This is a genomic window from Mesorhizobium sp. M2C.T.Ca.TU.002.02.1.1, from assembly GCF_003997225.1.
Genome location: NZ_RZTO01000154.1, coordinates 1 through 9,897, shown reverse-complemented (window position 1 = coordinate 9,897; position 9,897 = coordinate 1). Strand labels below are relative to the sequence as shown.

Genomic DNA, 9,897 nt, shown 5'->3' with positions numbered 1-9,897 from the left:
CACCTGGACCAATGACGACGTGCCGGAACTGGGCGGCGACACGCCGCTCGAGACCTGCCTCGCCGAAACCGCGGAAGCCGGCTATGCCGGCACCGAGCTTGGCGGCAAGTTTCCGCGCGACAGCCGCGCGCTCCGGCCGATCCTCGACCATTACGGGCTGGCGCTGGTCTCCGGCTGGTATGACGGGCGCATCTGCGAGAAGGAGGTGGACGAGGAGTTCGAGGCGATCCGGCCGCATCTGACTTTATTGCGCGACCTCGGCGCGCGGCATGTCGTCTATGCCGACACCTCGCGCGGCCGGCATGGCGCGATCCACGATCCGATCTCGCAGCGGCCGAAGCTGATGGACGGCGAATGGAAGGCCTATGGCGCCAAGATCACCCGGCTCGCCGAGCGGTTCTCCGATTTCGGCGTCGGCATGGCCTTCCACCATCACATGGGCACGATCGTCGAGACCGACACGGAGATCGACCGGCTGATGCACACGACCGGCGAGGCGGTCGGCCTGCTCTACGACACCGGGCACTGCGCCTTTTCCGGCGGCGACCCGGAGCAATTGCTGCGCCGGCATGTGGAGCGCGTCGTGCATGTGCATTGCAAGGATGTGCGCCCGGCCATGCTGAAGAAGGCGCGCGAGGCCGACATGAGCTTCATGGGCGCGGTGATGGAAGGCATCTTCACCGTGCCGGGCGACGGCGCGATCGATTATCCGACGCTGCTCAAGATCCTCGCCGGCCAGGGCTATTCCGGCTGGCTGGTGGTGGAGGCTGAGCAGGACCCGGCCAAGGCGCACCCCTTGACCTATGCCACGATGGGCTACCGCAACCTCAAGAAGCTGGCGCAGGGCGCGGGTTTCTATGTGCACGAGCGCGCAAAGGAGGTCCGCCATGCCGGCTGAACGCAAGGTCGTCATCAACATCGACGATGTCGGCATGTGCCACGGCGCCAATGTCGCCTATCTCAAGCTGAAGCGCGCCGGCGCGGTGGACAGCGGCTCGGTGATGGTGCCCTGCCCGTGGTTCCTGGAGATCGCCGAGGAAGGCGCCAAGGACGCCTCGCTCAATCTCGGGGTCCACATCACGCTCACCTCGGAGAAGAAGTACTACCGCTGGCGGCCGCTGACCAAGGCGAGCCAGGCATCGGGCATCGTCGATGGCGACGGCTATCTGTTCCGCTCGGTGCCGGAACTGCGCGCCAGGGGCGAGCCGGACGCGGTGGAGGCCGAGATGCGGGCGCAGATCGACGCGGCCTTGGCCGCGGGGCTGTCGCTCACGCACATAGACGGCCATATGGGCGCGGTGTTCTCGCCGGAATTCGTCGACCGCTACGCTTCGGTCGGCATCGACTACGGCCTGCCGACCTTGTTCCCGAAAAGCATCTCGGTCTACGGGCCGATCCACAATCTGGGTCCGCTGGACGACAGCGTCTTCTCCGCGCCGGGCAAGCGGCTGGTTGAGGCCGGCGAGACGCTGGCAAGCGCGGTGCTGGAGACGCCGTGGCACCGCAACCAGCCGGCCCGCGCCCGCTACGAGGCCTTGTTCAATGAGATCGGCGACGGGCTCAATTTCCTTTGCCTGCACGCCAACGCGCCCGGCGAGATCGAGGTGATCGAGCCCAACTCGGCGCAGATCCGCATCGACGAATTCGACCTGCTTCCAGACCCGGATTTCATGGCCTTCGTGGAGGGACTGTCCATCCGCCGCGGCTCGCTCCGGGATTTCCGGGCATGAGCATGCTCGCAAGGAGAGACCTGCAATCATGACGAGACGGCCTGACCAGGGAGGGTCAAGGCCAAGACTTTGGGAAACACAACAACAACTGAGGAGAACCACTATGAGTGCCTTATTCTCGATGTCCGGACTGCGGAACGCGTTGAGCGCGGCGGCGCTCTCGCTCGCCTTTGCCGGCGCCGGCATCCTGCCCGCGCCGGCCCAGGTGAAGAAGGAAAGCGATGTGCGCATCGTCTTCGTCACCCACGGCCAGGCCAACGACGTCTATTGGAGCGTGGTGAAGAACGGCATGCAGGCCGCCGCCAAGCAGCTCGGCGTCAAGGTCGAATACCAGGCGCCAGAGACCTTCGACGTGGTGCGCATGGCGCGCATGATCGAGGCGGCGACCGCGTCCAAGCCGGACGGGCTGGTCGTCTCCATCCCCGACATGGACGCGCTGAAGGCGCCGGTGGAAGCGGCCAAGGCCGCCGGCATCCCGGTGGTCGTCATCGACAGCGGCGAGGAAGCGGTGGAGCCCTGGGGCCTCGACCTCTTCGTCGGCGGCGGCTCGGAATACGACAATGGCGTCAAGGCCGGCGAGATCATGGCCAAGGCCGGCGTCAAGAAGGGCATCTGCATCAACCACGAGGTCGGCAATGTCAGCCTCGACAAGCGCTGCGAAGGCTATAATGACGGCCTGAAGAAGAGCGGCGGCTCCTCCGACGGGGTGGCCGCCACGATGGACCCGACCGACGTGACGCGCCGCGTCGAAGGCTATCTCACCGCGCATGCGGACGTCACCGGCGTGCTGACGCTGGGCCCGACCGTCGCCGCACCCCTGCTCAAGATGTTTTCGGATGCCGGCACGATCGGCAACTACAAGATCGGCACGTTCGACCTGTCGCCCGAGATCCTCGATGCGGTCGCCAAGGGCACGATGATGTTCGGCATCGACAACCAGCAATATATGATGGGCTACTATCCCGTCGTCTTCCTCACCAACAAGGCGATGTACAAGACCTTCCCGACATCGGCCGTGCGCACCGGTCCGTCCTTCATCATGAAGGACGACGCGGCCGCCGTGCGCGATCTCAGCAAGGCCGGCATCCGCTGATGCTATAATGGCCCGCCGGCGAAAGCGCCGGCGGGCCATTGTTGGACAAGAAATCCGGACGGAAGCCGAGGCGAAGCCACTGAGCCTGCCGCTTCGGATCTTCCTGGGGTGCCCTGGACGCTTATTGGGATGACGATCGTGACCGATGCACTGAACCCGGCTCATCCGCCCGAGCCGAAACCCGTTTCGCGACGCCTAGTGCGCCTGATGCGGCGGCCGGAGCTCGGCGCCATCACCGGCACCGTCATCGTGTTCCTCGCCTTCGGCATCACCGCGGGCAACAGCGGCCTGTTCTCGATGGCCGGCATCGCCAATTTCCTGCAGGTGTCGGCGCAGCTCGGCATATTGGCCGCGGCCGTCGCGCTGCTGATGATCGGCGGCGAGTTCGACCTGTCGCTGGGTTCGATGATCGGCTTTGCCAGCGTCACCATCGGGCTTTGCGTCACCCAGTTCGGGCTTTCGATCCCCGCGGCGGTGGCGATCGCCTTCGTCATCGCCATCATCGTGGGTGCACTGAACGGCATCCTCGTGGTGCGCACCAGGCTGCCCTCCTTCATCGTTACGCTGGCGGGCCTGTTCATCCTGCGCGGCCTGACGCTCGCGATCACGCGCACCATCACCGGGCGCACGCAGATCCCCTATATCACCGACGGCCAGGAAGGCAGCTTCGTGGTCTGGCTGTTCGGCGGCAAGTTCGGCGCGCCGGTCTTCGCCTGGCTCGCCGCGCATGGCGTGATCGCCGCGCGCCCCGACGGCTCGGCAATGGTGCAGGGTCTTTCGATGTCGATCCTGTGGTGGGTGGCGGTGACCGCCTTCGCCACCTGGCTGCTGATCAAGACGCGCTTCGGCAACTGGGTGTTCGCCGTCGGCGGCGACGACCGCGCGGCGCGCAATGTCGGCGTGCCGGTCGACCGGGTGAAGATCCTGCTGTTCATCGGCACAGCACTTTCGGCGACGCTGTTCGCCGTCATCCAGGTGCTGGAAGCCGGCTCCGCCGACACGCTGCGCGGCACGCAGAAGGAGTTCCAGGCGATCATCGCGGCGGTGATCGGCGGCTGTCTGCTCACCGGCGGCTACGGCTCGGCGATCGGCGCCATGTTCGGGGCGCTGATCTTCGGCACGGTGGAGATGGGCATCTTCTACACCGGCATCGACACCGACTGGTTCCAGGTCTTCCTCGGCTCGATGCTTCTGATCGCCGTGCTGGTCAACAATTACGTGCGCCGCAAGGCGACGGAGGCACGCTGATGACCGAGACCGTTCCGCTCATCGAACTGCGCAACGTCACCCGGCGCTTCGGCTCGGTGACGGCGCTGCGCGACATGTCGTTTGCCGCGCATGCCGGCGAGGTGCACTGCCTGCTCGGCGACAATGGCGCCGGCAAGTCGACGCTGATCAAGACGCTGTCGGGCGTGCACACGCCGAGCGAAGGCCAGATGTATGTCGACGGCAAGCCGGTGACGTTCTCATCGCCCAGGCAGGCGCTCGACGCCGGCATCGCCACGGTCTTCCAGGACCTGTCGATGATCCCGCTGATGAGCATCACCCGCAATTTCTTCCTTGGACGCGAGCCGGTGAAGGGCTGGGGGCCGGCCGGGCGTATCGACATGAAGACGGCCGATGCGATCGTCTATGACCAGCTCGGCAAGATCGGCATCAATGTGCGCGATCCGCAGCAGGCGGTCGGCACGCTTTCCGGCGGCGAGCGGCAATGCGTGGCGATCGCGCGCGCCGTCTACCACGGCGCCAGGGTGCTGATCCTCGACGAGCCGACCTCGGCGCTCGGCGTGCACCAGGCCTCGATCGTGCTGCGCTATGTGGCGCAGGCGCGCCAGCGCGGGCTCGCCGTCATCTTCATCACCCACAACATCCACCACGCCTATCCGATCGGCGACGTCTTCACCATGCTCAACCGCGGCCGTTCGCTCGGCACGTTCCGCAAGGGCGACATCACCGAGAAGGAGGTGCTGGACATGATGGCCGGCGGCCGCGAGATCCGCGAATTGCAGCAGGAGCTGGAGCGCTTCACCAAGCCGGGTTCCGGCGCGGAAGCGGCGGCTCACTGAGGCATTACAGAAGGTAGAAAAATGATCGACGCCGCATTGTTCGGCGCCGGGCTGATCGGCTCGGTGCATGCGAAAAATCTTGCCCGGCATCCAGGCGTGCGCCTGCGCTATGTCGTCGACCCCCGACGCGACGCCGCCGAGCGGATCGCCGCAGCGACGGGCGCGGAGATTACCGACACCGCGACGGTGATGAACGACCCGTCGGTCAAGGCCGTGGTGATCGCGTCTGCCACCCGCACCCATGCCGACCTGATCATCGGGGCCGCGGCCAAGGGCAAGGCGATCTTCTGCGAGAAGCCGATCGACCTCGACATCGCCCGCACCGACCAATGCCTGGCGGCGGTCGAGAAGGCCGGCGTGCCGCTGCAGATCGGCTTCAACCGGCGCTTCGATCCGTCCTTCGCCGCTGTAAGAAAACGCATCGATGCCGGCGAGATCGGCGCGGTCGAGCAGGTCATCATCACCAGCCGCGACCCTGAGCCGGAAACCGAGGAAGCGCTGGCCGGCGGCGGCGGCGTGTTCCGCGAGATGACCATCCACGATTTCGACATGGCGCGCTTCTTGCTCGGCGAGGAGCCGGTCGAGCTTTTCGCCACCGGCTCCTCGCTGGTCGAGCCCTATTACGCAAAGCTCGGCGACTACGACACGGCGATGTTCATCCTGCGCACGGCGTCGGGCCGGCAGTGCCACATCAACAACAGCGTGCGCGCCGTCTATGGCTACGACCAGCGCATCGAGGTGCATGGCGCGAAGGGCATGCTGCAGGCCGGCAACCGCACGCCGACTTCGGTCATCCTCAGCGGCGAGAGCGGGATCGCGGCCGACCGGCCGCTCTATTTCTTCGTCGAGCGCTATGCAGACTCCTACGAGGCGGAGCTCGACCATTTCATCCAGTCGGCCGGCGCGGGACGGACGCCGGCCGTCGGCGCCGCCGATGGCCGGAAGGCGATGATCCTGTGCGAGGCCGCGCTTGCCTCCGCGAAGTCCGGCCGCTTCGAGCCAGTCCGGTTCTGAGGCGTTGCCTGGCCTATCTCACATCGACCCAGCGCTGCTCCTGGAAGGAGCGCGCCATGGCATGCACGGTGCGCTCGATCTCCAGCCCCTCGTCGAAGTCGATGATGCGGGCCGGCCTGCCGGCGATGCGCATCAGGAGCTCGCGGCATTCGATCATCTTGAGATCGTTGAAGCCCAGCCCATGGCCGGGCGCCGGCAGGAAGGAATCGTAGGGCTTGTGGTGCGGCGCGACCAGGACGGTGCGGTAGCCCTGTTCGGTCGGCCGGTCGGCGGTGAGGTAGAGCTGGAACTCGTTCATCCGCTCCTGGTCGTAGAGGATCGAGCCCTTCGAGCCGAAGATCTGGATGGCGATGCGGCCCTTGCGGCCCCAGGCCGAGCGGTTGACCAGCAGCGTGCCGGCAACGCCGTTTTCGAGATGCATCAAGACGCTGGCGATATCATAGGTCTCGACCGCGCGGAGGGCGCCCGACGCGGTCTTGCGGTCGGCATAGGGTTTGGCCATGTCGCACATGACGCGGCTGACGCGGCCGAACAGCACCTTGATCAGCGACAGCGGATGCACGGCGAAATCATCGAGCGCACCATAGCCGGACGAAGCTTCGTGCTTCCAGAAGAACAGCGCCTCCGGGTCGGCCATGAAATCCTCGTCCATCTCTATGCGCAGGAGGTTGACGTCGCCGATGATCTTTTCCTCGAGCAACGCGCCGATGTGACGGATGGCGGGATTCTGGATGTAGTTGTAGCCGAGCACAGCGACCTTGCCGGATTTCCTCGCCGCCGCCGCCATGGTCTCGGCCTCGGCAAAGCTCGGCGCCATCGGCTTCTCGCACCACAGATGCTTGCCGGCTTGGAAGATGGCGATCGCCATTTCCGGATGGAACTGGTTGGGCGTGGTCAGCGAGACGACATCGACCTCCGGGTCGTTGACCACGGCGCGCCAGTCGCCGGAACCTTTCGCGAAGCCGAACTCGCCGGCCTTGCGCCGGGCCAACTCGTCATTCACCTCGCCCAGATGCACCAGTTTCGGCTTGTCGACGTCGGGAAAGACGGTGCCCACCGCGTTCCAGGCGATGGCGTGGCACTTGCCCATGAAGCCCGTGCCGATGAGGCCCACTCCGACCATGTCGATTGTCTCCAAGATGAAAGGAAATAACGGTGTGGATTGATTAGTCCATTTTGGTAAAGAATGGAACATACAAATCATTTTTTATGGTGTTCTTGCGCGAACTCGCTATGATGGGGCAGGAGAGGGACGAACCATATGGGCGTGGGCGGAGCGACGATGGACGAACGGGTGCCTCGTGATTTCGAAACGCTGCGCGCGACGATCCTGGACAGGCGCGCGAGCCTGCCCAAGCGCATCGCGCAGATCGCCGCCTATGCGCTCGACAACCCCGACGACATCGCCTTCGGCACGGCGGCCAGCATCGCGGCCTCGGCCGGCGTCCAGCCTTCGACGCTGATCCGCTTTGCCCAGCAGCTCGGCTTCGACGGCTTCACCAGCCTGCAACAGGTTTTCCGCGAGCGGCTGCGCGAACGCAATTCCTCCTATGACGAGCGGCTGGCGGCGTTGCGCGCCAAGGCCGAGGACGGCGGCGGCCACCGGGCGATCTTCGACGGCTTCGTCGCCGCCGCCAGCACCTCGCTGGGCGATATTTCGCGTTCGCTCAATGACGCGCATTTCGAAGAGGCCGTCAATTTGCTGGCCAAGGCCGAGACCATCTATGTGCTGGCCAAGCGCCGCTCCTATCCGGTCGCATCCTACATCGCCTATGCGCTGGGCAAGCTCAAGATCCGCAACCAGCTGGTGGAATCGGCCGCGGGCCTGAACGCCGAGATGATCGGCTTCGCCACGCCGCGCGACGCCGTCATCGCCATCAGCTTCTCGCCTTACGCGCCGGCGACCATCGACGAGACGCGCTCGATCGCCGAACAGGGCGTGCCGATCGTGGCCATCACCGACTCGTCCTTCTCGCCGCTGGCGCAATTCGCCAAGGTCTGGTTCGAGGTCGCCGAGGCCGATTTCGGCGGCTTCCGCTCGATTTCGGCGACGATGGCTTTGGCCATGGCGCTGACGGTCGCCGTCGGCGAGAAGCGCCGCGAAGCCGGCCGCCGGCGCAAGGGCTGAGGCCTCGCCGGCGAGCGCTTTTCAGCCGGGGAATGCTCATTCCATATTGACTGCAGATTGGAATTAATATTTCATATTGACGACACCACGCCGTCGCTGGCGCGCGCTGTCCAAACGACGCTGCTCTGCACAACAAGGCCGATGGAGGTTCGAATGGGCGAAGCCGTGGAAGGGAAATGCCCGCCGCTCGACGTCATCACCATCGGCCGCGCATCGGTCGATCTCTATGGACAGCAGATCGGCTCGCGGCTGGAGGACATCGCCTCCTTCGCCAAGTCGGTCGGCGGCTGCCCGGCCAATATTTCCGTCGGCACGGCAAGGCTCGGCCTGCGCTCGGCGCTGCTGACGCGCGTCGGCGACGAGCAGATGGGCCGCTTCATCCGCGAGCAGCTTCGGCGCGAGGGCGTCTCGGTCGACGGCTTGAAGACCGACAAGGATCGGCTGACGGCGCTGGTGCTGCTCTCGGTCGAGAGCGAGGGCGTCTCGCCGATGATTTTCTATCGCTCCGACTGCGCCGACATGGCGCTGGCCGAAGAGGACATCGACGAGGCTTTCATCGCTTCGGCCCGCTCGGTCGTCGTCACCGGCACGCATTTTTCCCGGCCGAATTCCGATGCCGCGCAGCGCAAGGCGATCCGCCTGATGAAGGCCCGGGGCGGCAAGGTTGTCTTTGACATCGACTACCGCCCGAACCTCTGGGGCCTTGCCGGTCATGCCGAGGGTTTCGAACGCTACGTCAAGTCCGACCGCGTCTCGGCGCAGCTGAAGACGGTGCTGCCGGACTGCGATCTCATCGTCGGCACCGAAGAGGAGATCATGATCGCGTCCGGCGCCGACGATTGCCTGAGCGCGCTGAAGACGATCCGCGCGCTGTCCTCGGCCACAATCGTGCTGAAACGCGGCGCCAAGGGCTGCATCGTCTATGACGGGCCGATCAGCGACGACCTTGAGGACGGCATCGTCGGCAAGGGTTTCCCGATCGAGATCTACAATGTGCTGGGCGCCGGCGATGCCTTCATGTCCGGCTTCCTGCGCGGCTGGCTGGGCGGCGAAAGCTTTGCCACCGCCGCGACCTGGGCCAATGCCTGCGGCGCCTTTGCCGTCTCGCGCCTGCTCTGCGCGCCGGAATATCCGACCTTCGAGGAGCTGCAGTTCTTCCTGAAGCACGGCAGCAAGCATCTGGCGCTGCGCAAGGACGAGGCGATCAACCACATCCATTGGGCGACGACGCGCCGACGCGACATTCCCTCGCTGATGGCTTTGGCCTGCGACCATCGCGTGCAGTTGGAAGATGTCGCGGCCAGGGTCGGCGCCGACGTTTCGCGCATCCCTGATTTCAAGGTGCTCACCGTGAAGGCGGCGGCAAAGGTCGCCGCCGGCCGCGACGGCTACGGCATGCTGATCGACGAGAAATACGGTCGCGACGCGATGTTCGAATTCGCCCGCCATCCCTTCGCCTGGCTCGGCCGCCCGGTCGAATTGCCCGGATCGCGGCCGCTGCGCTTCGAATTCTCGCAGGACATCGGCTCGCAGCTGACCGAATGGCCGGTCGACCATTGCATCAAATGCCTGTGCTTCTACCATCCGGACGACCCGGAGGCGCTCAAAGTCGAGCAGCAGCAGAAGCTGCGCGCTTTGTTCGAGGCGGCGCGGAAGGTCGGCCGGGAACTGCTGGTCGAGATCATCGCCGGCAAGCACGGCAAGCTCGACGACACCACCATTCCACGCGCCCTGGAGGAGCTCTACGCGCTGGGCATTAAGCCCGACTGGTGGAAGCTCGAGCCGCAAGCTTCGGCAGGCGCCTGGGCGAAGATCGAACAGGTGATCGTCAAAAACGATCCGTGGTGCCGCGGCGTCGTGCTGCTC

Annotated in this window: 9 protein-coding genes; 8 read left to right on the top strand and 1 reads right to left on the bottom strand. The window is 65.5% G+C overall.

The genetic code is table 11. The features are described 5' to 3' along the window. The 6 genes from iolE to iolG all read left to right on the top strand — a co-directional run. Window positions 1–898, top strand: an 898-nt coding sequence (gene iolE, locus EOD07_RS11120) for a myo-inosose-2 dehydratase (RefSeq protein ID WP_127235476.1), incomplete at its 5' end; no start/stop codon positions are given. After that, a complete protein-coding gene (locus tag EOD07_RS11115) occupies window positions 888–1,730 on the top strand; it encodes a polysaccharide deacetylase family protein (RefSeq protein WP_245470038.1) in 843 nt (280 codons plus the stop codon). The genes iolE and EOD07_RS11115, both read left to right, overlap by 11 nt. Before the next feature lie 103 nt (window positions 1,731–1,833). Then, complete coding sequence (locus EOD07_RS11110; protein ID WP_245470037.1) at window positions 1,834–2,823, top strand: sugar ABC transporter substrate-binding protein; 990 nt, start codon at window positions 1,834–1,836, stop codon at window positions 2,821–2,823. A 138-nt stretch (window positions 2,824–2,961) separates the two neighbouring features. Further along, window positions 2,962–4,071 carry an ABC transporter permease gene (locus tag EOD07_RS11105; RefSeq protein WP_245470035.1) on the top strand — a complete coding sequence of 370 codons (1,110 nt, stop codon included), beginning with the start codon at window positions 2,962–2,964 and terminating at the stop codon, window positions 4,069–4,071. Then, a complete protein-coding gene (locus EOD07_RS11100) occupies window positions 4,071–4,889 on the top strand; it encodes an ATP-binding cassette domain-containing protein (protein WP_127235474.1) in 819 nt (272 codons plus the stop codon). Before EOD07_RS11105 ends, EOD07_RS11100 begins: the two co-directional genes overlap by 1 nt. A 21-nt stretch (window positions 4,890–4,910) precedes the next feature. Beyond that, entirely contained in the window at window positions 4,911–5,903 is a 993-nt protein-coding gene (gene iolG, locus EOD07_RS11095; RefSeq protein ID WP_127235473.1) for an inositol 2-dehydrogenase, read from the top strand. A gap of 13 nt (window positions 5,904–5,916) precedes the next feature. Here the strand turns inward: iolG and EOD07_RS11090 are convergent, their stop codons facing one another. Then, complete coding sequence (locus EOD07_RS11090) at window positions 5,917–7,026, bottom strand: Gfo/Idh/MocA family oxidoreductase (RefSeq protein ID WP_127235472.1); 1,110 nt, start codon at window positions 7,024–7,026, stop codon at window positions 5,917–5,919. A 159-nt stretch (window positions 7,027–7,185) separates the two neighbouring features. Here EOD07_RS11090 and EOD07_RS11085 point away from each other — a divergent pair, with 159 nt between their 5' ends. Further along, window positions 7,186–8,031, top strand: coding sequence for a MurR/RpiR family transcriptional regulator (locus EOD07_RS11085; protein WP_041004007.1), 846 nt, complete (start codon window positions 7,186–7,188; stop codon window positions 8,029–8,031). A gap of 153 nt (window positions 8,032–8,184) precedes the next feature. Continuing rightward, a partial coding sequence (iolC, locus tag EOD07_RS11080; RefSeq protein WP_127235470.1) for a 5-dehydro-2-deoxygluconokinase occupies window positions 8,185–9,897 on the top strand: 1,713 nt, incomplete at its 3' end.

What these genes read in the sequence shown, in the direction of transcription:
- EOD07_RS11115 (WP_245470038.1), top strand. Translation starts at nt 888, where the DNA reads ATGCCGGCTGAACGCAAGGTCGTCATCAACATCGACGATGTCGGCATG.
- EOD07_RS11110 (WP_245470037.1), top strand. Translation starts at nt 1,834, where the DNA reads ATGAGTGCCTTATTCTCGATGTCCGGACTGCGGAACGCGTTGAGCGCG.
- EOD07_RS11100 (WP_127235474.1), top strand. Translation starts at nt 4,071, where the DNA reads ATGACCGAGACCGTTCCGCTCATCGAACTGCGCAACGTCACCCGGCGC.
- iolG (WP_127235473.1), top strand. Translation starts at nt 4,911, where the DNA reads ATGATCGACGCCGCATTGTTCGGCGCCGGGCTGATCGGCTCGGTGCAT.
- EOD07_RS11090 (WP_127235472.1), bottom strand. Translation starts at nt 7,026, where the DNA reads ATGGTCGGAGTGGGCCTCATCGGCACGGGCTTCATGGGCAAGTGCCAC.
- EOD07_RS11085 (WP_041004007.1), top strand. Translation starts at nt 7,186, where the DNA reads ATGGACGAACGGGTGCCTCGTGATTTCGAAACGCTGCGCGCGACGATC.